18 protein-coding genes and 1 pseudogene (1 of these 19 only partly in view) are annotated in these 26,036 nt (G+C 60.6%); 11 read left to right on the forward strand and 8 right to left on the reverse strand.

From position 1 onward, the window contains the following. Positions 1-646 carry the end of an ATP-dependent Clp protease ATP-binding subunit ClpX gene (gene clpX, locus QU667_RS11255; RefSeq protein ID WP_304987245.1) on the forward strand. The gene continues 647 nt to the left of window position 1, outside the view, so only the last 646 of its 1,293 coding nucleotides appear in the window; the start codon falls outside the window, past its left edge; it ends in the stop codon at positions 644-646. Position 647: 1 nt separating this feature from the next. Here the strand turns inward: clpX and QU667_RS11260 are convergent, their stop codons facing one another. From QU667_RS11260 to QU667_RS11270, 3 genes are all read right to left on the reverse strand, one after another. Further along, positions 648-773, reverse strand: coding sequence for a secretion protein HlyD (locus QU667_RS11260; protein ID WP_304988460.1), 126 nt, complete (start codon positions 771-773; stop codon positions 648-650). Between the two features lie 419 nt (positions 774-1,192). After that, positions 1,193-1,945, reverse strand: coding sequence for a nucleoside/nucleotide kinase family protein (locus QU667_RS11265; protein ID WP_304987246.1), 753 nt, complete (start codon positions 1,943-1,945; stop codon positions 1,193-1,195). A gap of 88 nt (positions 1,946-2,033) precedes the next feature. Beyond that, positions 2,034-4,298 (reverse strand): anaerobic ribonucleoside triphosphate reductase, encoded by a 2,265-nt coding sequence (locus tag QU667_RS11270; RefSeq protein ID WP_304987248.1) that lies wholly within the window; start codon positions 4,296-4,298, stop codon positions 2,034-2,036. Between the two features lie 387 nt (positions 4,299-4,685). On the opposite strand from QU667_RS11270, the gene trpS reads away from it, so the two are divergent. From trpS to aepY, 9 genes are all read left to right on the forward strand, one after another. Further along, entirely contained in the window at positions 4,686-5,699 is a 1,014-nt protein-coding gene (trpS, locus tag QU667_RS11275) for a tryptophan--tRNA ligase (protein ID WP_304987249.1), read from the forward strand. Continuing rightward, positions 5,699-6,463, forward strand: a complete 765-nt coding sequence (locus tag QU667_RS11280; protein ID WP_304987250.1) for a phosphocholine cytidylyltransferase family protein — start codon at positions 5,699-5,701, stop codon at positions 6,461-6,463. The genes trpS and QU667_RS11280 overlap by 1 nt, the downstream gene beginning before the upstream one ends. Positions 6,464-6,829: 366 nt before the next feature. Beyond that, positions 6,830-8,125 carry a phosphoenolpyruvate mutase gene (gene aepX, locus QU667_RS11285; protein ID WP_304987251.1) on the forward strand — a complete coding sequence of 432 codons (1,296 nt, stop codon included), beginning with the start codon at positions 6,830-6,832 and terminating at the stop codon, positions 8,123-8,125. 46 nt (positions 8,126-8,171) lie between these two features. Continuing rightward, a complete protein-coding gene (locus QU667_RS11290) occupies positions 8,172-9,263 on the forward strand; it encodes a 2-aminoethylphosphonate aminotransferase (RefSeq protein ID WP_304987252.1) in 1,092 nt (363 codons plus the stop codon). Positions 9,264-9,352: 89 nt separating this feature from the next. Further along, positions 9,353-11,476 (forward strand): sulfatase-like hydrolase/transferase, encoded by a 2,124-nt coding sequence (locus tag QU667_RS11295; RefSeq protein ID WP_304988461.1) that lies wholly within the window; start codon positions 9,353-9,355, stop codon positions 11,474-11,476. Position 11,477: 1 nt separating this feature from the next. Then, positions 11,478-13,583 carry a sulfatase-like hydrolase/transferase gene (locus QU667_RS11300; RefSeq protein ID WP_304987253.1) on the forward strand — a complete coding sequence of 702 codons (2,106 nt, stop codon included), beginning with the start codon at positions 11,478-11,480 and terminating at the stop codon, positions 13,581-13,583. A 1-nt stretch (position 13,584) separates the two neighbouring features. After that, positions 13,585-15,726 carry a sulfatase-like hydrolase/transferase gene (locus QU667_RS11305; protein ID WP_304987254.1) on the forward strand — a complete coding sequence of 714 codons (2,142 nt, stop codon included), beginning with the start codon at positions 13,585-13,587 and terminating at the stop codon, positions 15,724-15,726. A gap of 1 nt (position 15,727) precedes the next feature. Beyond that, entirely contained in the window at positions 15,728-17,935 is a 2,208-nt protein-coding gene (locus QU667_RS11310; RefSeq protein WP_304987255.1) for a sulfatase-like hydrolase/transferase, read from the forward strand. Positions 17,936-18,119: 184 nt separating this feature from the next. Continuing rightward, a complete protein-coding gene (gene aepY, locus QU667_RS11315; RefSeq protein WP_304987256.1) occupies positions 18,120-19,235 on the forward strand; it encodes a phosphonopyruvate decarboxylase in 1,116 nt (371 codons plus the stop codon). Positions 19,236-19,766: 531 nt separating this feature from the next. Here the strand turns inward: aepY and csaB are convergent. Continuing rightward, entirely contained in the window at positions 19,767-20,864 is a 1,098-nt protein-coding gene (csaB, locus tag QU667_RS11320; protein ID WP_304987257.1) for a polysaccharide pyruvyl transferase CsaB, read from the reverse strand. A 73-nt stretch (positions 20,865-20,937) separates the two neighbouring features. On the opposite strand from csaB, the pseudogene QU667_RS11325 reads away from it, so the two are divergent. Next, a pseudogene (locus tag QU667_RS11325) lies at positions 20,938-21,084 on the forward strand (ABC transporter substrate-binding protein); the annotation flags it as partial. 251 nt (positions 21,085-21,335) lie between these two features. Here QU667_RS11325 and QU667_RS11330 read toward each other — a convergent pair. The 4 genes from QU667_RS11330 to QU667_RS11345 form a co-directional block, all read right to left on the reverse strand. Continuing rightward, the gene (locus tag QU667_RS11330; protein WP_304987258.1) at positions 21,336-23,387 is read right to left on the reverse strand and encodes a DUF5693 family protein; all 2,052 of its coding nucleotides are present in this window, start codon (positions 23,385-23,387) and stop codon (positions 21,336-21,338) included. Positions 23,388-23,655: 268 nt separating this feature from the next. Next, positions 23,656-24,330, reverse strand: coding sequence for a DUF2993 domain-containing protein (locus QU667_RS11335; RefSeq protein WP_304987259.1), 675 nt, complete (start codon positions 24,328-24,330; stop codon positions 23,656-23,658). Positions 24,331-24,388: 58 nt separating this feature from the next. Continuing rightward, on the reverse strand, positions 24,389-25,495 hold the full coding sequence (gene prfB, locus QU667_RS11340; protein WP_304987260.1) for a peptide chain release factor 2: 1,107 nt from the start codon (positions 25,493-25,495) through the stop codon (positions 24,389-24,391). Continuing rightward, positions 25,455-26,027: a hypothetical protein gene (locus QU667_RS11345; protein WP_304987261.1), complete on the reverse strand. Its 573-nt coding sequence runs from the start codon at positions 26,025-26,027 to the stop codon at positions 25,455-25,457. Before QU667_RS11345 ends, prfB begins: the two co-directional genes overlap by 41 nt. Between the last annotated feature and the right edge of the window lie 9 nt (positions 26,028-26,036).

Below are 26,036 nucleotides of genomic sequence, written 5' to 3' on the forward strand. Positions count from 1 at the left end.
CGAAGGCGTCCAGCAGGCGCTTCTCAAGATGCTTGAGGGCAGCGTGGTGGAGTTCACGGCACGCGGACAGCGCAAGCACCCCGAGGCGCCGACGATCAAGGTGGACACAAAGAACATTCTCTTTATCGTGGGCGGCGCGTTCGTCGGCATCGAAAAGACGATTGCAAAGCGTCTCCGCAAGGGCAACGTCGCGATGGGTTTTGGCGCGGAGGTGCGCGGCAAAGAGGTGGAAAAGGAGTTTGACACGCTGATCCACCAGGTAACGCCCGAGGATCTGATGGAGTACGGCATCATCCCCGAGATCATCGGACGCCTGCCCGTGATCTGCACGCTCGAAACGCTCGACGAGGACGCACTGCTGCGCATCCTCACGGAGCCGATCAACGCACCCGTGCGCCAGTATGAGAAGCTGCTTGCGATGGACGGCGTGGAGCTCGTCTTTACGGAGGACGCGCTGCGTGCGGTCGCAAAGAAGGCAATCGAGCGCAAGACCGGTGCACGCAGTCTGAAGGGCATCATCGAGGAGGTCATGCTCGACGTGATGTTCGACATCCCGCGCGAGAGTGCGCCGCGCCGCGTCACCGTGACGAAGGAATGCATCACCGAGGGAGCCGCGCCGATCATCGAGAATGCGGCGGCGGGGTGAATTAAGGAAGCACTGATAAATTCAGCCACGCCATCTTAGCGCATCTTTTTTGCCCGCTTTTTGTCGGCAAATCCTCCACATAGCCCTTGCTATGCGTCCGGTTTGCCTCCTCAATCGGACAGAAAATCTACGCCAATCTGACGGACTTTATTTTATCAGCGATTCCTTAAGACTTGAAAAAGCAAAAAAAAAATGATATAATAACCATAGAAAGTCTGAATGTGTCATTTTAGGCCAAAAGAAAGAAAATCCCCTGCGCTTGGTAACCGCAGGGGTCTTTCTTTGCGACCGGTAATGTCGCGTCAGGCTGATGCCACAATGGCGGTTGCTTCTACCGCCTCAGCCTCTGCAAAATCAGTGCCCCGAGAATACTCCCGAGTACGCTGTTCAGCAGGAAAAGCAAAAAGTCTGTTAGTGTCATCTGATAGCCTCCTCCCCTAACCATATTGGCTTCGGTAAAGGCCGTGGCAGCTTCAGTATAGCACAAAACACACGAAAAAATCCCACTGCGCCCGATGAACGCAGTGGGATTTTTCGTATGCAGCTTTATCCGCGCACGAAGTCACCGTCCTCCTCCATGCGCCAGATCTCATCCGCCGAGCCTACGTGCGCGGCGAAGAGCAGGACGTTCGGGGCATCGCTTTTCTCGTAGAACGCGCTCGCCTCCGCCTCGGAGAGTCCGCCCTGCACCTTGCGGGCGATCAGGCGGTCACGCAGGAGTGCGGGCGGCACGTCGATGCGGAGGGTATAGTCGGCGAGGGGACGGAGATCGTGCCACGGCTCCTCATCAAGCAGCAACCAGTTTCCCTCGACGAGGAGGATGGGCGCGTCTGCGATGAGCGCATCTGGGACGACGTCGTGTATGCGGCGGTCATAAACGGGAAACGGGGTTGCCCCCTCCTTTGCCGCCGCGAGTTTCGCCGCAAGATGCGCCACGTCGAAGGTCTCGGGCGCACCCTTGATGGATTTCAGCGGCATCTCCAGACCGTCGCGCAGGATGCTATGCGACTCCAGATAACGGTTCGGATGGTGAAACCCGTCCATACCGAGTGCCTGAACGCGCATGAATTCCTCGTGTTCCTGCGCCAGCTGTGTGAGGAAGAGGAGGAGTGTGGATTTCCCCGTGGCGGGCGGTGCGGCGAGTAAGACGAGAATGCGCCGCGCCGCCGCACGCTGCATCTCCGTGAGACGGCGCAGCAGCGGCAGAAACAGGCCCTCCACCGTATCCGCGTTGTAGCGGATCCTCTGCGGCAGACCGTTCACCGTCATATCATAGGTTTGCCATCGCTTTTCATTCACTGCAATCCCTCCTTTATTTGTTATTGTAGCAGAAAAAAGAGTGCACCTCAAACGCGATGTTTGTGGTACACTCTCTGTCTGTTGCTCTTTAGTCCCTCATACGCGGCACGGTCATTGTCCCGAACGAGGTTTCCTTGCGGTGGCAGTGCGGGCACTCGTTCTCGATGAGCCCCGTGTAGCCGCAGACGGGGTCGCGGTCGACGGGGTGGTTGATGGAGAAGTAGCCCATGTTCGCATCGTGCATGGCGCGGACGACCTTCTCGAATGCCTTGACGTTCTTCGAGGGGTCGCCGTCCATCTCGATGTAGGCGATGTGCCCCGCATTCTCAAGCGCGTGGTACGGCGCCTCGATGCAGATCTTGTCATAGGCGCTGATGTCGTAGTAGACGGGGACATGACTGGAGTTCGTCATGTAGGAGCGATCGGTGACACCCGGAACGATGCCGTACGCCTTCTTGTTCGCACGCTGGAACTGCCCCGCCGTGCTCTCCGCCGGCGTGCCGAACGTTGACCAGTTGCGGTGCTCCGCCTCGGTGTACGCATCGGTGCGCTCCCTCATGTGTCCGACGATCTTCAGCCCGAGCTCCTGCGCCGCCGCACTCTCACCGTGGTGCTTGCCCGTGAGTGCGACAAGGCACTCGGCAAGGCCGCAGAAACCGATGGAGTACGAAGCGTGTTTGAGAAGATCCCGAATCGAGTCGACGGGGCTCATCTTTTCGCTGTCCAGCCAGACGCCCTGTCCCATGAGGAACGGATAGTTGTAGACGTGTTTTTCCTCGATGATCTTCGAGCGGTCGAGCAGGTAGTCGTGGCAGAGGTCGATGTAGTGATCGTACAGCTCCCAGAACTTATCGAGGTCGCCCTTTGCCTCCAGTGCGAGCTTCGGCAGGTTGATCGTGGTAAAGGAGAAGTTGCCGCGACTGCCCGACTGCTCGGGGCCGTTGACGTTGCTCATGACGCGCGTGCGGCAGCCCATTGTGGCGACATAGCTGTTGTAGTCCCCCGGCTTGTAGTACTGAAGGTTGTACGGCGCGTCGAGGTTGACGAAGTTCGGGAACAGGCGGCGTGCGCTGACGCGGCAGGCTTCGATAAAGAGGTCGTAGTTCGGATCCTCTGGGTTGTAGTTGACACCCGCCTTGAGCTGAAAGACGGAGATCGGGAAGATCGCCGTCTCACCGTTGCCAAGCCCGCTCCAAATGGCATTTAAGACCTCGCGGACGACAAGCCGCCCCTCGGGCGATGTGTCCATGCCGTAGTTGATGGAGCTGAACGGCACCTGTGCGCCCGCGCGGGAGTGCAGCGTGTTAAAGTTGTGGATGAGCGCCTCCATCGCCTGATGGGTCTCCTCCTCGACGCTCTCACACGCGAGCTGATAGACGGTGCGTGCATCCGCCTCCATTTCCTGCGCCACGGGGGTCTCGAACGCCGCGCTGTAGACGGCGTGCAGGGCACGCAGGAGCTCGGCACGCGCCTTCTCCGCGCGTTCGTCGTCCTGCTTTTCCGCGTAAATGCAAACGGCAAAGTCGAGCTCCTCACGCAGTGCCTTTTTGAATGCGTCGTGTGTGAAATGCCCGCGTCCGAGACGGTAGAGCAGTGCCTTCCACGCCTCCTCCACAACCGCCTTGCGGAACGACTTTTTCACGCCGTCCGCCATCGCATAGTCAAATGCGTTGATGCTCTGCCCGCCGAACATATCGTTCTGGTTCGACTGGATGGCGATGCACGCGAGGCTCGCGTACGCGCGGATGGAGTTTGGCTCACGCAGGAAGCCGTGTCCCGTGGAGAAACCGCCGCGGAACAGTTTGAGCAGGTCGATCTGGCAACAGTTGAACGTGATGAGTGAGAAGTCCTTGTCGTGAATGTGGATGAAGTTCTCGCGGTCGGCAGCAGCGTAACGCTCGTCGAGGACGTAGTTGTCGACAAAGTGCTTCGCGCCCTCCGCGCCGAGTTTGAGCATGATGCCCATGGACGCGTCGGTGTTGATGTTCGCATTGTCCCGCTTGAGGTCGGAGTCGACGGCATCCGCGAAGAAGATGTCGCGGTAGCTCGCCATGAGGTGTTTCTGTGCAAGGCGGCGCTGCGCGTGCCGCTGGCGGTAGGTGATGTAGCGGCGGGCGATGTCGTGGAAGCCGTGCACAAGCAGCTGCTTTTCGACGAGATCTTGGATCTCCTCGACGCTGATCTCCGTGCGGTCGCCGAACGCCTCCTCTACGGCGTTTGTCACCGCGTCGATCTCGATGCCCGTCATCGGGTGAACGTACTCCTTGCTCGCCGCCGCGATCGCATTGCGAATCTTCGCACGGTCATAGGGGACGGCGTGTCCTGCACGCTTCGTTACGGTCGTCACTGTCATATTTTGAGCTCCTTATACTATATCTTGTGGTTCGTGTTTGATGGTACGGAAGATATTGTAACAGAGGAGAGAGATGTTGGCAAGGAGATTTTTAGGGTTTTGTTGTAGAATGCGTATTGATGAAACATAACGCTGCCATGCAGTGCTCCGTAGCAAACCCTAGTGGAGCAAACGGAGAAAAGTGTGCGACCCGCCCCCTGCGGATTTTGACCGTCCAAGCGAAGCGCGTTTGAAATCCGCAGGTATTTCGGCGGACGAGCACACGACCGCTTGCGCAACGAGGGTTCTGCGAGGAGTACGCATGGCAAACACACCATTCTCCCTTTGCTTATCTTTCTCTCATGGTATATAATGGAGAAATATTCTACAGACAAAGGAAGGAACGTCATGAACGACAATACAACAGCAGTCAGCTCCCGCCGCAAGATCATCCTGAGCGGCATTCAGCCCACCGGCACATTCACCCTCGGCAACTATCTCGGGGCGGTGAAGAACTGGCGGCACCTGCAGGAGGAGTATGACTGCTATTATTTTGTCGCCGATCTGCACGCGCTGACGGTCTACCACGATCCCGCCGAGCGCCGCAGGGCGAGCCGTGCGGCGTTTGCACTGCTGCTCGCGTGCGGGCTCGCCCCCGACCAAAGTCTCGTCTTTATCCAGAGCCATGTCCCCGCGCACGCGCAGATGGGATGGATGCTCTCGTGTCTCAGCCCGTTCGGCGATCTCTCGCGCATGACGCAGTTCAAGGACAAGTCCGCGAAGCATCCCGAGGACATCAACGCGGGGCTATTCACATATCCGGCGCTGATGGCGGGTGACATCCTGCTCTATCAGGCGGACTATGTGCCCGTCGGCGCGGATCAGACGCAGCACCTTGAGTTCACGCGCAATGTCGCGGCACGGTTCAACCATGTGTACGGCGAGACGTTCCGTCTGCCCGAGGGGTACTACCCGAAGGCGGGCGCACGCGTCATGAGCCTCCAAGACCCCACGGCAAAGATGAGCAAGTCGGACGAGAATGCAAAGGCGACGATCTACATCCTCGACGATGAGAAGACGATCCTCAAAAAGTTCAAGTCCGCCGTGACGGACAGCGCGGCAGAGGTCGCGTTCCGCGAGGGCAAAGACGGCATCAACAACCTAATGACAATCTACGCCGCCGTCACGGGCAAAACGATGGAGGAAATCACGGCGGAGTTCGCAGGAAAAGGCTACGGCGACTTCAAGACCGCCGTCGGCACGGTGGTCGCGGACGAGCTGCGCCCGGTGCGTGAGAACTACGCGCGCCTGATGGAAGACAAGGCGTATCTCGATGCGGAGATTGCAAAGGGCGCGGAGCGTGCCGCGCACATCGCGGAGAAGACGCTGCGGAAAACGATGCGGAAGATGGGTCTGTGCTGATGAACGCGCGAGGAGGAACTGCACCGCGCACGGCAGGAAGTGACGGCGCACATCGCGTGACCCGCGCCGTTATTCTCGCGGCGGGACGCGGCTCGCGGCTCGCACCGCTGACGGATACGCTGCCGAAGCCGCTCGTCCCCGTCAGCGGCGTGCCAATCATCGCGACCATTCTCGATGCGCTTCATGCAGCGGGGATTTCGTCGATAACACTGGTACGTGGCTATCGCGGCGAGGCGTTCAACGCGCTCCGCGAAACGTACCCACAGATCGCATTTCTCGACAATCCCGACTGGGAAACGAGCAACAACATCTCGTCCATCACCCTCGCGGGGCGTGCGGGACTTCTGGAGGACAGCTATGTGATCGAGGGCGATCTCTACCTCGCCAATCCCGCCATCATCACACCCACGCAGACGCGCACGAACTACATCGCGTTTCCTGTCGAATCGACGGACGACTGGTGTTTTGACACGGATGCGAGCGGGAAAATCACGCACATTGATACGGCGAGCGACCATCCGTGCCATCAGATGCTCGGGCTGTCCTACTGGACGGCGGCGGACGGAGCGCGGCTGGCAGACTGTGCGAATGCGCTCTACGCCGAGGAGCAGTATCGTCAGCTCTACTGGGACGAGATTGCGTTGAAATACTATCTGCCAGAGTTCTCCATCCACATACGGGAGTGTACGCGGGAGGACGTGTGGGAGATTGATACGGTGGAGGAGCTGCGGGCATTGGAGGAGCAGATGAAGTATATGGGTTGAATGTTATGGGGCTTCGTCAAACGTTACGGACGTGCGAGCTCCTCGCAGAGCCCTCGTTACGCACCGTAAAACGAAAGGGCTTCGTCAAATGTTACGGACGTGCGATGCCCGACGCAAATGGGGAGGATAACGGTGAAGCGTCAGGAGGGTCTCTGCCGGGAAGGCGGTGCGTTCCCCTGTAGCAAACCTAGTGAAGCAAGCGGAGAAAAGGGTACGTTCTGCCCCCTGCGGATTTCTACCGTTCAAGCGAAGCGCGTTTGAAATCCGCAGGTATTTCGGCAGATAAGTGCCCGACCGCTTGCGTAACGAGGTTCTGCGAAGGGGATGCACCGCAGGAATCAACGAAATGGACGAGAGGGAAAATCTATGAAACGTGTATACACCTGCTTCTGCACCGACATCATCCACGCAGGGCATCGCAACCTCCTGCGTGCGGCGGCGGAGCTGGGCGAGGTGACGGTCGGCGTGCTCTCCGATGCGGAGATGGTGCGCTACAACCGCTTTCCGACCAAGACGCTCGCGGAGCGCATAGAGATGATTCGCGCCCTGCCCGATGTCGCGGAGGTTGTCGTGCAGGAGCACATCATGTACGACGAGATCCTTGACCGTCTGCGCCCCGACTACGTCGTGCACGGGAGCAACTGGGCGCAGGGGCCCGAGTCCTCCATCCGCAAGAACGTCCTCGCCTGCCTCGCACGCTATGGCGGCGAGCTGATCGAGCCGCCGTACACAGAGAACGCCGAGGTGCGCAACATCGACTGGCGGATGCGCGAACAGCTCGCCATGCCCGAGGCGCGGCGCGGACGGCTGCGCCGCCTCCTCTCCATCGTCCCCATCGTTAAGACCATCGAAGTACACAACGGGCTGACGGGGCTGATTGCCGAAAAGACGGTTGTGGAGAACGACGGCGGCCTCGACCAGTTCGACGCGATGTGGGTCTCAAGCCTCTGTGATTCGACCTCACGCGGCAAGCCCGACATCGAGCTGGTCGATCTCTCCGACCGCATCCAGACCATCAACGAGGTCATGGAGGTGACAACGAAGCCCATCATCCTCGACATGGACACGGGCGGCACAGCGGAGCATTTCGCCTACAACGTCCGCACACTGGAGCGCATCGGCGTGTCCGCCGTCATCATCGAGGACAAGACGGGCGCAAAGCGCAACTCCCTCTTCGGCACGGAGGTCGCGCAGACGCAGGATAGCATCGAGAACTTCTCCGAGAAGATCGCTGCGGGCAAGGCGGCACAGCGGACAGAGGAGTTCATGATCATCGCACGCATCGAGAGCCTGATTCTGGAAAAAGGATTGGCGGACGCACGCGAACGCGCGGAGGCCTACGTTGCGGCGGGCGCGGACGGCATCATGATCCACTCGCGTGCGAAGTCCCCCGACGAGGTCATTGCGTTCTGCGATGCGTTCCACACACAGCATCCGAACGTCCCCATCGTCGCCGTTCCCTCCTCCTACAACACAATCACGGAGGCACAGCTCGCAGCGCACGGCGTACGCATCGTCATCTACGCGAACCAACTCACGCGGGCGGCATTCCCCGCCATGGAGGGCGCGGCACGCTCCATCCTCACACACCACCGCGCACACGAGATCGACAGCACGCTGCTGCCGATCAAGGACATCATCCGACTGATTGATGTCATGTAATTGGGGGGCTTTGTTTCTATTGTATGTTATGTATCGGAGATGAACCATGAACATCAAACGCAACATTCTCCTCAATCCCGGTCCTGCGACCACCACGGACACCGTCAAGGCGGCGCAGCTCGTCCCCGACATCTGCCCGCGCGAGCGGGAGTTCGGGCAGCTGATGCGCGATCTCGGCAGCAATCTGTTAAAGGTCGTCCACGCGAATGAAGCGGAGTGGACGACCGTCCTTTTCTGCGGCTCGGGCACGATCTGCATGGACGCGTGCGTCAGCTCGCTCATCCCTGCGGACGGAAAACTCCTCATCGTCAACAACGGGGCGTATTCCGCGCGGGCGGCAGAGATGGCGCGCGCCTACGCCGTTCCGCATATCGACCTACAGTTTCCGATTGACGGGCTGCCCGACCTCGAACTGGTGGAGCGCACGCTCATCGAGCACCCCGACATCACCGCCGTCTACACAACGCATCAGGAGACGGGTACAGGCATCCTGAACCCCGTGCGGGAGATCGGCGCATGCGCCCACGCACACGGGGCACTCATGATCGCAGACACGATCTCGACCTACGCGATGATTCCGTTCACCGTGAACGAAATGAACATCGACGTGTGTATGTCCTCGGCGCAGAAGGGCATCCAAGGTATGACGGGACTTTCATACGTCCTTGCCAAAAAATCCGTGCTGACTGCCGCAAAGTCCTATCCCGTGCGCTCGTACTACACGAATCTCGTCATGCAGTATGAGGGATTCGAGCAGACGGGCGAGATGCGCTTTACCCCGCCCGTGCAGACCGTCTATGCAGCAAAGCGTGCGCTCGCCGAATACTTCGCCGAGGGCGCGGCGAAAAAATGGGCACGCCATACGCGCACAATCAACGCCATCCACGAGGGTCTTGCGGCGCTCGGGCTAACGGAAGCGATTCCCCGCGAAATCCAGTCGGGGCTCGTCGTTGCGGTGGAATACCCTGCGAACTTTGACTTTATGCGCGTCCATGACTACTGCTACGAGCGCGGCTATACGATCTACCCCGGCAAGATGCAGACCGCATCGACATTCCGCCTCTGTGCGCTTGGTGCGATTGACGAAGCGGACATCCGAGGCTTCTTCCGCGTGTTTGAGGAAGCGCTGAAGGCTTAGGGGGATCCCCCCGTACGGTACGGGGGAGGAATCGCTTGCGTAACGAGGGGTCTGCGAGGCGTATCGCCTCGCAAAAACGAAAGGACATCATGACGGACGATTTCACCGTATTTTGGCAGAACAATGCGCGGGCGCAGGAGCTTTTTGACGACCTCCTCGCACGCGCGGAGCGAAATGCCTATGACGACGACTTCCTCGCCGCACTCGCCGCCTATCGGGAGGCGGAGTGTCTTTTGAGGGGGGGCACAGATGCGCCAAACGCGGACATCTTCGCGGCGGAGTATCTGCTCGCGCAGGGGGAGGCGGAGGACGCCGCGCTCTGCGGGGAACGCGCCTTTCGCAGCCGCCCCGTCGAGCCGCGTGTCTGGCGCGTGCTCGCACGTGCCTATGCTGCGCTCGGACGCTATGCGGATGCCCTCATCATGCAGGGCTATCCGCTGAACTTCTTCAAAGTCCCGATCTCCCTTGATATGCCTGCCTCTGTGCTGACCCCCGCGACCCTCGACCGGCTCTCGCGTGCAACGGGCAAGGCGGCCTATGCGCCCTATGCACTCAGCCGCATGACCTACACCGCCGAGACGGGGCTGACTGCCCGTTCGACGGTGTTCTTCGAGGAGTTTCTGCCCGTCTCGGAGCATATCGCACCGCATTACTACGTCGGCGCATACACGGATCAGGAGATACATGGCAACAAACGATGGCTGATGAACGCGATCCGAAACGTGCCGGGGCTTGCCGAGAATGTCGGTGGAGACTTCACGTTCGACATCATGCGCGGCACACGCGCATCGGGAGAGGTGTGCATTGACATCGCAGAGGGTGCGCAGGCAATTATTCCGATCTACGGCACGGCGGACGGACAGTCTCTCACGGCACAGTCGGAGACGGTATGCGACGACATCCGTCTGAATCCTGCAACGCCGAATTTTTTCCGTCTGGATGAGACGACACACTTCCGCTCCGACGCAGACGTCATTATCGGTACGCCAATTCACCTCGGACACAGCCCCGCACGCCGAAAACTCGTCCTCAACATTCTTGTGGATGCCCTTCCGTGGACGCTGCTGCGCACGGACTTCGCGTCGCACATGCCCGCTACAGCGCATTTCTTTGCACGTGGCACGATCTTTGATCGGCACTTTTCGGTATGCGAGTACACCTATCCCTCGCTCCCGACCATCGAGACGGGGATGTACCCGCACCATACGGGCATCTTCAACGAATGGGCGGCGATTGAACTGGATCCGACCTTCGTCACCATTGCCGAGCGGGCGCGTGCATCGGGCTATGCCACAGCGAATCTCATGAGCGAGGGCATCGGCATATGGAACGGTACGTCGCGCGGCTATGACCGTCTGCTGGTCACCCCCTACCGCACGCTCGCCTATGAGGGCGTGGAGCGCACGATCCGCTATCTCGACGGCTGCGGCGCGGCGGATCACTTCATCTTTCTGCATTTCAACGACGTGCACCCTTGGAGCAGCGAGCTGTTCCAGATCTCTACCGCCGCGCAAATGGAGCTGTCGCTCGCGGGTCGGCTCGCGGGTGAAAAGAAAAAAATACCCAGCCCCTACTTGCGCCCGAGTGCATTTTACCAAACCGCATTTTGGCAGGCGGTACACGATACGGATCGCGCACTCGGCGCACTGTTCTCCTATATCGAGCAGCACTATGCAGAGGGAGAATATCTCGTGAATCTGTACTCCGATCACGGCGTACCGATCTTCAGTGCGGAACACTATATCGTGGATACCCATATGACAGGTGCGGCATGGATGATGCGTGGGGCGGGCGTACCGGCGGGGATCGTCGCGGACGAACTGACGAGTGCAGTCGATATTTACCCGACGCTTGCCCACCTCTGCGGCTTTCCCGTGGGGGAGAATGTGGACGGCGTGCTCCCGCGTCTTTTTGGTGGCACGGGACGCGACATCGCCTACAGCAACTCGCTCTATCCGCTCAAACCCTACTTCCTCGCGGCGCGATCGCGTACCCATACGTTCTGTTTGGAAACCGAGAATGTTGCCGCCATCAACGGAACAGTCGATCTCGCGCGTGCTACGGCCGCTATCTATCCGAACGCACACGAACGCGAGGAGGGCAGTGCGGTAGACAGCCCCGCACTGCGGGCGTTCTTCTATCCGCGTGTCCGCGCATTTTTGCAGGGGATTGGGAGCAATGGCGAGCAGTTCCCCCCACCGAAGGAGATATAGCATGACGGACGATTTCAGCGTATTTTGGCGAAACAACGAACGCGCCCGCATACTTTTTTACGCACTTCTCACCCATGCGGCGAGCGTAGGCTATGACGACGACTTCCTCGCCGCACTTGCCGCCTATCGGGAGGCGGGCGGCACGGCGGCGCACGCGGACATCTTCGCGGCGGAGTATCTGCTCGCGCAAGGGGAGGCGGAGAATGCCGCGCTCTGCGGGGAGCGAGCCTTTCGCAGCCGCCCCGTCGAGCCGCGCCTCTTAGACGTGCTCGCACGTGCCTATGCCGCGCTCGGACGCTATGCGGATGCCCTCGTCATGCAGGGACGTGCGGCAAAGCTCACGGGACGCCCGCTCACGACGGACTGTCCGCCCGCGCTGCTGACAGGAGAGGTGCTCGACCGCCTGTCCGTTGCGATGGGCAAGCCGAGCTATGCGCCGATGGCACTGTCCCGCATGAGCTACGATGCCGCAGCGGGCTTCACGGCACGCGAGGGAGTATTTGCTGGCGAATTCCTCCCGCAGGAGACGGACATCCACCCCCCCTACTATGTGGCGACGTATACGGAGCAGGAGCAGCAGGGCAACAAGGCATGGCTGCTCCATACCATCGAGGATGCCAAGGGCTTTGCCGAGAACGTCGGCGGCGAGTTCGTCTACGATCTCATCCGTGCCCGACGTGCGCCGGGACGCGCCGAGATCACGCTCGCGGCGGGACAGGAGATCGTGCTCCCCGTGCTCGGGGTACAGGGATTTCAGCGGCTCCACGTAAAGACGGACAGCCTCGAAAAGGATACGCCGCTCAGCCCCGCCACGCCGAATTTCTTCCGTCTCACGGAGCGCACGACGCTCTCCTCCGATCACGCCTTCCTCGTCGGTACGCCGATCTCCGTCGGCCACAGCCCGCAGCGCCGCCCACTCGTGCTGAATCTCCTCGCCGACGCGCTCCCGTGGGAAATCCTCGGCGCGCATTTCGCGGAGTGGATGCCGAACACGGCGCGGTTCTTTGCACGCGGCGTGATCTTCGATCAGCATTTCTCCGTGTCCGAGTACACCTATCCCTCGCTCCCGACCATCGAGACGGGGATGTACCCGCACCACAGCCACATCTTCAACGACAAGATCGCCATCTCCCTGCCGCCGGAGTATGTAACGCTCTCCGAGCGGATGCGGACGCTCGGCTATGCGACGGCGAGCCTCATGGGGGACGGCATCGGTGTCTACAACGGCACGACGCGCGGCTACGACCGCCTCATCGTCTCAGGTTACCGCACGCTCGCCTACGAGGGCGTGGAGCGCACGATCCGCCATCTCGACGGGATGCGCGATGTGGATCACTTCATCTTTCTGCATACGGCGGACGTCCATCCGTGGCCGTACCCGCTCTTTCAAGTCACGGCAAGCGTACAGGCACGCCTGCCGCTCGCGGAGCGTCTCTCGGGTGCGGAGGACGGTGTGCCGAGCCCCTATCTGCGGACGACACCGCTCGCCGACGCAACGTGTCGGCAGGGCATCCGCGATCTCGACCGTGCGCTCGGGACGCTCTTTTCCTATCTCGAAGAAAACTATGCGGAGGGGGAGTATCTCGTCAATCTCTACTCCGATCACGGCGTACCCGTATTCAGCAAAGATCACTACATTGTCAGCCCGGATATGACGCACGCCGTATGGATGATGCGCGGGGCGGGCGTGCCTGCGGGGATCGTCGCGGACGAACTGACGAGTGCGGTCGATATGTACCCGACGCTCGCACACCTGTGCGGCTTTCCCGTGGGGGACAGCGTGGACGGCGTGCGTCCGCGTCTTTTTGGCGGCACGGGACGCGACATCGCCTACAGCAACTCGCTCTATCCGGGACGCACCTACTGTCTGCGGGCACGCACGCGGACGCATACCTTCCATCTGGAGACCGAGGACGGTGTCGCACCGAACGGGACGGTCGATCTCGCGCGTGCCGTGACCGCCATCTATCCGCGCACACATGAGGGCATCGCAGGATATGAGGTGGACAGCCCCGCGCTGCGTGCGTTCTTCTATCCGCGTGTCCGCGCATTTTTGCAGGGGATCGGGAGCAACGGCGAGCAGTTCCCCCCACCGAAGGAGATATAGCATGACGGACGATTTCAGCGTGTTTTGGCAAAACAACGAACGCGCCCGCACGCTCTTTTACGAACTTTTGGAACGGTCAGAGCGTGCCGCCTATGACGACGACTTCCTCGCACGCCTTGCGGCATATCGGGAGGCGGAGTGTCTTTTGAGGGGGGGCATGGATGCACCAAATGCGGACATATTCGCCGCACGCTATCTCCTCCATCACGGAGACGCAGAGGCGGCGATCGTCTGCGGCAGGCGTTCCTTGCTCCGACACGCCGTGAACCATGCCGCATGGGATGTGCTCATCCGTTCCTATGAGGCGCTCGGCCGTTATGGGGAAGCGCTCGTGATGCAGGGATATGCGGCGAGCCTCCATCCGATGCCGTTCTCCATCGAGGGCTATCCGGCGGAGGCAATGACGGGCGATGTGCTCGATCGCCTGTCCGTCGTTATGTCCCGCCCCGCATCTGCCCCGACGGCGGTGCGGATGTCCTATGATCCGGAAAAGGGCATCACCGCCGCAGGCGGGGTCTTTGTCGGCGAACATCTCCCCGCAGATACACATACCCCTCCCTACTATGTCGGCGTATACGCAGAACAGGGGATGCAGGGGGACAGGGCATGGATGATGAGCGTCCTCCAAAATGCGCCGGGGGTCTTGCCCTTTGGTGCGGGAGATTTCGTATTTGACATCATGCGCGGTACGCGTGCCCCCGGTACGGCGCACATCGATCTCGCACCGGGGCAGAAGGTAGTCCTCCCCGTCATCGGGACGGTGGTGCCCGTTCCCGGTGTGCACACGCCGCAGCACCTCCGCATCACCACGCCTTCCTTCCACGCATTCGGATGGCTCAACGGTGCGACGCCGAATTTCTTCCGTCTCAACGAGACGACGGATTTCGCGTCCAAGGAATCCTTTATCGTCGGCACCCCCATCCACATCGGTCACAGCCCGCAGCGGCGGCGTCTTGTCCTGAACATTCTCGCCGACGCGCTGCCGTGGCAGGTGCTGCGCAATTCGTTTGCCGCCGCGATGCCGCAGACGGCACGCTTTTTCGCACGCGGGACGATCTTCGACCGGCATTTTTCTGTGGCGGAGTACACCTATCCGTCGTTTGCCACGATCGAAACGGGGATGTATCCCCAGCACAGTCAGATCTTTCACAGCAACGTCCACGTCTCCCTCCGCACGGAGTATGTGACGCTCGCGGAGCGGATGCGGGAGCTCGGCTATGCGACGGCAAATCTCATGGGGCTTGGCGACGGCATATACAACGGTGTCACGCGCGGCTATGACCGTCTGCTGATCGCGTCCTACCGCCAGCAGAACTACGAAGCGGTCGCGCGGGTCATCCGCCATCTTGAGGGGCTTGGCGATGCCGATCATTTCATCCTCATCCACTCAGGCGATGTGCATCCGTTCCCCTCTCCGCTGTTCCAGTATGGCACGGCGGCACAGGCGCATCTGCCGCTGCGGCCGCGCCTGACGGAGCTCGTCAATGCGCCGCCCAGTCCCTATCTGATCGGGAGTCCCTTGAACCAGGAGGCATTCCGTCTCGGCGTACGTGAGCTCGACCGCACGCTCGGGATGCTCTTTGCCTATCTGGAGGAGAACTACGCCCCCGAGGACTACCTCGTGAATCTCTACTCCGATCACGGGGTCTCTATTTTCAGCGAACATCCTCACATCGTCGATCCGCTCCTCACGGGTGCAACGTGGATGATGCGTGGCGCAGGGGTGCCCGAAGGGGTGGTCACGGACGAGCTGACAAGCCCCGTTGACATCTATCCTGCGCTCGCCCACCTCTGCGGCTTTCCCGTGGGAGAGAATGTGGACGGTGTTCTGCCGCAGGTCTTTGGGGGGACGGGACGCGACATCACGTTCAGCAACTCGCTGTACCCCGGCAAGCCTTACTTCCTCACGGCACGCACGCAGACGCATAGTTTCTGTCTGGAGACCGAGGACGGTGTCGCACCGAACGGGACGGTCGATCTCGCGCGTGCCGTGACCGCCATCTATCCGCGCGCACATGAGCGGGAGGCGGGCTGCGAGGTGGACAGCCCCGCGCTGCGGGCGTTCTTCTATCCGCGCGTCCGCGCATTTTTGCAGGGGATCGGGAGCAACGGTGAGCAGTTCCCCCCACCGAAGGAGATATAGCATGACGGACGATCTCAGCGTGTTTTGGCAAAATGATACACGTCTCCATGATCTCTTTTCCGCGCTGTGCGCACGCTGTGAAAGAGACGCATACGACGACGACTTCCTCGCACGCCTTGCGGCATATCGGGAGGCGGAGTGTCTTTTGAGGGGGGGCACGGATGCACCAAATGCGGACATCTTCGCCGCACGCTATCTCCTCCATCACGGAGATGCACAGGCGGCGCTCATCTGCGCCGAGCGCGCCTATGCACTGCGTCCCGTGAACTATGAGGTGTGGAAGCTCCTCGCCGCGATCTACGTGCGGCTCGGGCGTACGGCGGACGCACTCACGATGTACGGGAACGCCTACAGCATTTACTTCGCGCCCGAAATTCCTGCGGAGCTCATACGGCAGGGCGGCACGGAAGGCCGCGCCCGTCTCACGGTTGCACTGGGCTGCGGCAATTTCGCCCCTCTCGCAAAGGCTCGCGTCTCCATGAACGGCGACGACCCTGCTTTTCAGACCGACATCTTTCTGGGCGAGCCGCTGCCGCTCACCCCGCCGCCGCAGGCACAACGCTTCTGGGTGGCGTGCTATACGGACAACTCCTTTCTCTCCGACCACACGTTTTTGGCAGAGGAACTTCGGCACACGGATGTATTTTATCGGTGCGGGCATCGTGATTTCTGGTTTCAGCTCCAACAGGCGGTGGAGGTGCGCGGTACGGTGGAGGTCAACGTCCCGGAGGGGAGCGAGGTCGTCCTCCCCGTCGCCGGTACGGAGCACCTGCAGGAGCTGACCGTGGAAACGCAGCATATGCCTGCACGAACGGCATATCTCGGAACGTGCGCATTCAGCCATTTCCGCCTGTCCGAGACGACGCGTCTCACGGCTGCGACGGATGCGCCGTATGCGGTCGGCACGCCGATCCGCCTCGGGCACAGCCCTGCGCGAAAAAAACTCGTGCTGAACATCCTCGTGGACGGGCTGTCGTGGAACATCGCGCAATCCTACTTTCCGGAGATGATGCCGAACATCGCGCGGTTCTTTGCACACGGCGTGATCTTCGATCAACATTTCTCTGTCTCCGAGTACACCCATCCCTCGCTGCCCACCATCGAGACGGGGCGTTATCCGCATCATACGATGGTCTTCAACGATAATGACAGTCACGAACTGCCGCTCGCGTTCAAGACCCTCTCGGAATGTATGGCGGATCTCGGCTACTATACCACCGCGCCGTCGGCGTCGAGTGACAACGTCTACTGCGGAGCGATGCGCGGGTATCGGCAGCTCAACATCTCCTCATGGAAACAGCCCGCGCTCGATGCGGCGGATCGTGCGATCATGCAGCTGGAAGCCTTTGACGAGGCGGATCAGTTTCTCTTTTTGCACATCAGCGACGTACATCCGTGGAATGCGGCGGGGTTCAAGTTCCACCCGTCACTGGAAGCCCATCTGCCCCTCGCACAGCGGCTTTTCGAGGCGGATGCGCACGTGCCGAGCGTCCGTCTGCCGAAGCTGTTCGTCTATCAGGAGCAGTTTCGGCAGGGTCTGCGCAAAGCAGATCGGAACATCGCCCCCCTCCTCCGCTATATCGAGGAGCACTACGCCGAGGAGGAGTACATCGTAAACCTCTACGCCGACCACGGGAACTCCGTATTCGCCGCACCAACCGCAGGTGTCGCGGACAGCCTCGGCACAGATGCCCCACACACAGAGCCGGTGGATATAATTTCCGCAAATGCGACCCGCGCCGTCTGGATGGTGCGGGGGGCGGGCGTGCCGCACGGCATTGTCGCGAAGGAACTCACGAGCAGTGCGGACATCTACCCGACCCTCGGCGCACTCTGCGGCTTCCCCGTCGCAGAGGACATCGACGGGAACCTCCCCGCCGTCTTTGGCGGTACGGCACGGGATGCCGCCGTCAGTATGTCCATGTTTCCGGGGCAGACATTCAAGCTCGCCATACGCACGCAGCAACACGCGCTGCGCCTTGAGACGCGGGGTGTCGTCGATGAGGACGGGACGGTGGATTTTGCGGGAGCAAAGACCGCCATCTACCCGCGCGCCCACGAATGCGAGGAGGGCTGCGAAATCGACAGCCCCACTCTGCGTGCGTTCTTCTACCCGCGCGCACGCGAAATCGCACGGGAGATTGCAAACAACGGCGACCGATGGCCGGCGATGCGCGCGGCACGTCCGCAGTGGTTCGGGGAGGAGTAGGGTTCTGCGCGGAGTTCTGTGTTCACGCGGGGGATGCGGCGCAAGGATCGTGCTATGGGTGGTATGTTTGGCATGGGTGGTACGTTCCGTGTTCACGCGAGGGATGCGGCGCAAGGATCCACAACATATCGTGACATGGGACAAAGGAACCGAACTGCGATGGAAAGGTAAAAAGGGAGAGCGTATGAACGTCAATGATTTTCTCTCTGCGCTCGGCGCAGAGTTCTTTACGGGTGTCCCCGATTCGAAGCTGCGTCCGCTCGTCGATCATCTCATGGACACCTACGGCGCGCACAGTCCTGCGCACGTCATTGCCGTGAATGAGGGCAGTGCGGCGGCGCTCGCGGCGGGCTATCACCTCGCGACGGGCAAGACGCCGCTCGTCTACCTCCAGAACAGCGGGCTCGGCAACCTCGTGAATCCGCTGCTCTCGCTGCTGCACGAGGAGGTCTACGGCATCCCGTGCATCTTCGTCGTCGGCTGGCGCGGCGAACCGGATCGGCACGACGAGCCGCAACACCTCGTGCAGGGACGTTTATCCGTGCCACTTCTTGCGACAATGGGTGTGCAGACATTCGTCCTAACGAGGGAGACGGCGGCGGCAGAGGTCGCGGCTTGGAGGGAGGAGATGCGCCCCCGGCTTGCGGCGGGCGGACAGTGCGCCATCCTCGTGCGGGACGGTGCGCTCACGTATCCGAAGCGCACGTATGGAAATGCGTATGCGCTGCGCCGTGAAGAGGCGATCGCACACATCCTCGATGCGGCGGGCGACGCTGCCATCGTCGCCACCACGGGCAAGACGGGACGCGAACTCTTTGAACTGCGCGAGGCACGCGGCGCGGATCACGCGCACGACTTCCTCACCGTCGGCTCGATGGGACACGCCTCCGCCCTCGCGCTCGGCATCGCCCTCCATCAGCCGCAGCGGCGCGTCGTCGTACTTGACGGTGACGGTGCGGCGCTGATGCACATGGGCGCACTCGCGACCATCGGCGCAGCGGCTCCAAAAAATCTCGTACACATCCTCCTCAACAACGAGGCGCACGAGAGTGTCGGCGGCGCACCGACGGCGGCGGGCAGCGTCAGCTTCCCCGCCATCGCCGCCAATGTCGGCTACCATGTCCTCCCCACCGCGCAGACGGCGCAGGAACTCACGAATTCCCTCGCGCAACTCTCCGGCACCCGTACGCTCACCTTCCTTGAGGTAAAGACCGCCATCGGATCACGCGCAGATCTCGGACGGCCGACCACCACGCCGCACGCGAACAAGGAGGCTCTGATGCGGACGCTGCGCGGATAACGCAACCACTGACACGTACACGAAAAGCCGCATTCGCTCTTATGAACGAATGCGGCTTTTCGTATGTAACCGCCCATTCCCACAAATGAGCAGTTGAGATAAAAATTGACCAATCATCATGGAAAGATGCCGTCATAGGACGTTTCTTTCTGTTTTTATTATAGCAATTCACGTGGCGTTTGACAAGTCATAATACATAGAAGCGGATGCGGCTTTTTTTGTATTTCGGAAAATGCGTTTGCACTTTGATCTGCTTGCGTTTATAATAGAATTGAAACGTCCTTAGGCGGGAGCAATCTCGCGGCGGTGTCTTTCCCCCGAAAGGGGGGTGAGTGAGATGTCTGAAATCGGTGCGATTTTGTTGTTAATCGTTGCCACCGGCTACATTCTCGCGATAACCAAAAAGTAACCGCCCACTCTGCCAAGTGAGCGGTTGTTCAAAAACAATTCGCAACTTCGGAAAGATGCCGTCATAGGACGTTTCTTTCTGTTTTTATTATAGCAATTCACGCGACGTTTGACAAGTCATCATCAAGATTTCTCCCGCACAAGCCCCATCGCCAGCTCTGCGTTGTGTGCGGCGAGAGTGCGCATCCGTGCGAGGAGGTCGGCATTCGCCGCCGTGAATGTACTGCGTGCCGCCCACTTGCGGCGCACCTCCTTGAGGACGCTCGCGGTGGTGATGTCCTGCAGATCATTGACGGGTTTCTCGCCGATGGAGCGGAGGAAGCGATCGACCTTCGGGTCATACGAGATGCCGATCATGGGCACGCCCATGACCCCCGCGAAGATGAGCGCGTGCAGGCGCACGCCGATCATGAGATCCATGTTCGCGACGAGGGAAAGAAGCTCGCTCGTACTGTACTCCGCATCGAGGATGGTGCAGTCCTCCTTCGTCCACGCGGCGACGGTCTTTGCCGTGCGCACGTCCTCGGGGTACTGCATGGGGAGAAAGACGACGCGCGCGCCGAGCTCGCGCACGATGGCGTCGCTGATCTCGGCGAGGATTTCCTTGTAGTGCTGCCACCCCTGCCAATCGCGCACGGAGATGCCGACGACGGGCTTTGCCCCGTCCGCGCCATAACGGCTGAGAATGGTGCGCCCCGCCTCCCGTCCGACGGGATGAATGCCGAGCACGGGATCTGCCGTACACTCCATCGGCGGGCGTGTGATGCCGAGACGGCGCAGCTCCGCCATCGAGCCCTCGTCCCGCACGGTGATGAGGGAGACGCGGTTGCCGAGCCAGCGCATACAGCGGCAGGCAAAACGCCCCGTGACAGGTCCGATGCCCTGCGCATAGAGCATGACCTTTTTGCCGAGCATGAGCGCAAGCAGGATGATACCCATGTAGTAGTAGAGGCTGCGGCGGCTCGTGACGTTCTGAAGGAGACTGCCGCCCCCGCTGATCAGGAGATCCGCCCGGCGCACCGCGCCGAGGATTCCGCCCACATCAAACGAGCCGACTGCGTGTACGCCATGACGGCGCTCGGTATCCGCAGGATCGGCGGTAATGACGGTGATATGAAGTTCCGGGTCCAAATCCGCGAGTACCTCCAGCATCGCCGCGAGCATCGCCTCATCGCCCGCATTCTTCGCGCCGTAGTACCCCGATACAACGATCCGCTTCATCGGGTGAAATGCCCTCCGTTCCGTTTTCCCATTCCTGTATAAATGTAAAAAGTTTTATGGAATCGCTGATAAAATGAAGTCTGTCAGATTGGTGCAGATTTTTCGTTCGGTCAAGGAGACAAACCGGACGCATAGCAAAGGCTATGTGGAGGATTTGTCGACAAAGACAGGGCGAAAAAGATGTGCCAAGATGGCACGGCTGAATTTATCAGTGCTTCCTTATGTAAGGGCGACCCCAACGCGAACGCTTAGTTGCGCAAGTGATCGTATGCTTATCTGCCTAAATACCGGCGCACTTCTTAAACGCGCTTCGCTTGGACGAAAGAAGTACGCCGGGGGCAAAACGCATACTTTACTCACTTGCTCCACTAGGGTTCGCTTTTGGGCTTCGCCCTTCCTCATTCACAGCAACACCTTGACAAAGCATCGTCAGTTTTTCACACAGAACGACGTTCTCAAAGAATACGCACATCAGACCACTCTTTTCACCCGCTCCAAGAGACGATTCCACGCCGCGACAAGTGCGACGAGCACCGCGCCGATTGCGCCGCCGAAGCAGATGCCGCCGATGCCGCGCACAAGCGACATCTCAATCGGTGTCCGCATATGTGCGAAGGTCTCCACCATCGACCCCTGTCCGATGGTCGCCGCGAGCACGAGGCCGAAGATGATCCACGTCCGCCACCGCCGCGCCGCACCGTAGAGGGCGAGGAGGAAGGCGGGGTGTCCGATCAGGAACTCCTTCGTGCGCGGACGGGCGTAAAAGAGCTGTTCCAGTGCCGCACGCATCTTCAGCTCGATGCCGGGTACGGGCATCCCCGAGGTGTGCCCGCTGCGCAGGACGAGAACGACGAGTGCGCCGATGAGAACAAGTCCGCCGAGGAGCGAGCCGACGCGCACGGGGGTCGCCAGGATCTCGCGCAGCTGTCCGAGCACGCCCGCCGATGCGTCAAACTGCCCATCGAAGATGTCGAACCGCTGCATGAATGCGACGGCGACGAGGATCATCGGCAGGACAAACGTGAGCTTGATCCCGCGGAAGATGTCGAACTCAAGGAGATAGCGCGTATCCGTGAGCGATCCCGAGAGATAGGATGCGCCGACGAGGGAGAGGGCGCTTGTGATGCCGAGGAGCACCAGACCCGCGACGAGGATGCGCCACGTGGGCGCGTTCTTTTGAAACCGCCGCCCGCGCAGGAGGTCGAGGAGCGCGACGATGGCGAGCGTCGGGAACAGATTCGCGCTCGCGAGTGCCGCGAGGACGCGCACCTTGCCGCCCGCACCGATGAGGATGGGCATGACGCAGATGAGCGCCGCCACAGCGAAGAAAAGTACGACCGCTTTTCTCCGACGGTTCAGTGCGGGGATAACGAGCGAGAGATAGAGTACGCCCGCCGCCGCCACGCCCATGGCAACGAGGGCACGCAGGACGCGGGACGGATCATAGGAGGCGAACACACCCGCCCGCCCGATCTTGAACCCGTTCGATTCGAGTGCCGCACGCGTGTCCGCAAAATACTTCATGTTCGTATCGAGGAGGGTCATGCCGGGTGCGGGCTCGTCGTAGATGCGCAGGAGGTCGATGCGGATGTTGCGCTCCTCGTCCGTCGTCCCCCACCGCTCGACGGCGGCGTCGATCTTGAGTTTTTTCAGCTCGTCCTTCGGGATGGAGTAGAGGCGTGCGACATGGTCGTAGCCGAGACCCTTCGCGATCTCGTCCATGCCCTGCTGACGGTAAAACTGGAGCTGGGTCACGCCCTCGATCAGCCCGAGGGGCAGACGGCGCGCATTCATCTCGTCAATGGTCGTCTGAAGCGCCTTCGGTGCGCCGAGACACTCCTGTCCCGAGAATACGATCCCCGACACCGCGATGCCGTCCATGCGGGCAAAGACTGCGTGTACGTCCTCCGGCGTGCAGGAGGCATAGTTCGAGGGGCGTGCGAGCACGTCGAAGCCCGCCGCATTTACGGCACGCATCTCGTCGGACGGCAAGCCGATGTTGCGCTTTTCAAACGCCTCATAGTAATCCTTGACCGCAAGCACCTCATCCGTGCCGACCGTGTACACAGTGACGCGTGCGGAGCCAAAACGACGGAAGAGATCCTCTTTCAGCTCGGCGTAGGTTACGGGATCATGTGAGACGACGTAGATCTCCGTGCCGACGATTTTGCCCTCCTCAACGAGGGTGCGCCAGCGCGGGTCGGTCAGCGTTCCCGTGTGGTAGGCGGCGAGGATGTCCGCGCCCGTGACGGCGTTTGCCTTGCCGTTCTTGTTGAATTTCTCAAAGGTCGTTTCGTAGACGGCGAGCGAGGTGATCCCCGCCTCCTTGGCGCGGGCGAGCACCGTTTCTGCGGGCAGTCCCTCGCGTGCGGCGAGCTCCAACAGTCCCTCGTAGTCGACGACGAGCTCCACCGTGCGCGAATTCTCCTCGACGGCGTGACGCTCCATGCCAATGATGAGGCTCGCGATGAATCCGATGAGGATCGCCGCGAGCAGAATCGGATGATAGTGAAATTTCTTCATGTATGATTCCTTGTCCAACCGCTATCCTTATATTCAAATCGGTCGGGGTAATACCGTGGATGAAAGGATGATGTGCCGCGCGATGCTCCGCAGCAAACCCTAGTGGAGCAAGCGGAGTATAGTGTGCGACCCGCCCCCTGCGGATTTCTTTCGTTCAAGCGAAGCGCGTTTGAAATCCGCAGGTATTTCGGCGGACGAGCACACGACCGCTTGTGTAACGAGGGTTCTGCGAGGAGCACGCAAGGCATAAGCTATTTCTGCGTACAGGTTATTTCCCCGCCGTGAGGATCACCACGCCGTCCTTCTCCTCGACGGCCTCGAACGCGAGCCCGAACGGCAGCGCATCAGCACGCGCGACGAGCACATCGGGGAAGAGCCCGTCGATGCTGAGCGCGTTCAGCCCCATGCCGCGTGCGGCGATGTGCCGCGCCTTGTAGTAGAGATCGCCGCTCTCGACGACAAAGCCCCCCTCAAGCGTCACATCGAACACCTGTCCGAAGGCACGCGTCTTTGCCGTGGCGAGGACGCTGCCGGGACGGACGGTAACGGCGACATTGGTGAATTTCTCCGCCGCATTCGTGATGAGCTCGCGAATCGCATCCGCATCCACCACGCCGCGCATCTCCACGCTCTCCGCCGCGGTGAGGATCAGCTGCTGCTCGATGAAAAGCCGCTTCATATCAAAGCGCAGGTTCGTCCCCGTGACGGTCAGTTCGCGCACGAACACCTTGCCGATGCGCCCCTCTCGGATCACGCAGTCGAGAGCCCCGATCTCGCCAAAGACGATGCGCGGGCTGTCCGTAATCGACAGCTGCACATCCTCCGCGCCCGTGCGCTCACGCAGCCCGTCCATCACCATCGTTGTGATCGTGTGCGGCAGCATGAAGATGATGCAGACGAAAAAGAAAATAACGAGCAGGATGCCGGCCGATATTTTTTGCATAAAAACTCCTTCGATATGCCACCCTGATCCGCCTCCGCCGCCGGGAGGCAGCTCTCTGTCAGATCTCGTGATTTGCCTTTGCGTTCAGATACGCGCGGATGAAGGGATCCAACTCCCCGTCCATGACCGCCTGCACGTTGCCCGTCTCGGCGTTCGTCCGCACGTCCTTCACCATCGTGTACGGCTGGAACACATAGGAGCGGATCTGGCTGCCCCACTCAATTTTCTGCTGCACGCCTTCGAGTTTTGCGATCTCCTCTTCCTTCTTCTCCTGTTCGAGTTCAAAGAGTTTTGCGCGGAGCATCTTGAGGCACTGCTCCTTGTTCTGCAGCTGCGAGCGCTCGTTCTGGCACTGCACGACAATGCCCGTCGGCTCGTGTGTCATGCGCACGGCGGATGAGGTCTTGTTGATGTGCTGCCCGCCCGCGCCGCTCGCGCGGAAGTAGTCGACGCGCACATCGTCCATATTGATGGGGACTTCCACGGCATCGTCAATTTCCGGCATAACATCGCACGCGGAGAACGAGGTGTGCCGCCGCGCCTGCGCGTCAAACGGGGAGATGCGGACGAGGCGGTGAACGCCCTTCTCCGACTTTAAGAAGCCGTAGGCATTGTGTCCCTTGATAAAGAGCGTTGCGGACTTCACGCCCGCCTCCTCGCCCGGCTGCAGGTCGGCGGTATCGACCGTGAAGCCGTGCCGCTCCGCCCAGCGTCCGTACATCCGCAGCAGCATCTGCGTCCAGTCCTGCGCCTCCGTCCCGCCTGCGCCCGCGTGGAGGGTAAGGATCGCGTTGTTCGCGTCGTACGCGCCCGAGAGCAGCACCTCAAGCTGAAGCGTCTCCAGCCCCTCCGCGATGAGGGTCAGCTCCGCGCGGATGTCGCCCTCCATCGAGGCATCGCCCTCCTCAATCCCCATCTCGTAGAGCGTCTCGGCATCCTCGTACTTCGCCTTGAGGTCACGGTAGGTGTCCACGCCGCCCTTCAGCGCGGCGAGCTCCTGATTCAACTGCTGCGCCGCCGCCGCATCGTCCCAAAAGGATGGCTCGCCCATCTTGTACTCAAGCTCGGCGATCTTCTCCTCCTTCGCGGGGATCTCCAGAGAAATGCGCATCTGATCGAGCTTTTCACCCAGATCGTTCAGTATCGGTTTCAGATCTTCCAGCATGGTTCTGTTCTTCCTCTATATAGTAGTAGCATAGGGGCTCCCCCACATCGTCGCAGAGCAGACGGCACCGCTCGCGCAGGGGGAAGTGCCATGTGCCGTCTCCCGCATCAACTACCTGCATCGGCGGCACATAATACGTACTCCGTTCCCACAGAATACGTGCAAACAGGATGCCCCCGATATAGGCGTAATGTTGAAACGGATTCCCGTATTTCGCAGGATAAGCCCTCTGAAATGAATTGCGCCGTCCGTCATAATCCCGGAGCGCCTGTGCGCCAATCAATCGCTCAGTATAACAGGTGTTGCCGCTCTGCCCGATCTCGTTTGCGTACTTCCTGTAAAATGATGCCCGATCCGATGCATAGAGCGCACGATCATCCTCCCCCATCCGGTAGTAACGCTCGTACCCGGCGACCCATGCGACAGAAACGACCATCAGATGTGTATGCAGGTCGGCAGAATAGCCCAGTTTGAACCAATGTGCATCATCCACGACGGCGCAATCCAGTGTCACCTGTTTGACAATCTTCATCAGCGGGAC

It is taken from the genome of Selenomonas dianae, from assembly GCF_030644225.1.
Classification (GTDB): Bacteria; Bacillota; Negativicutes; order Selenomonadales; family Selenomonadaceae; genus Centipeda; species Centipeda dianae.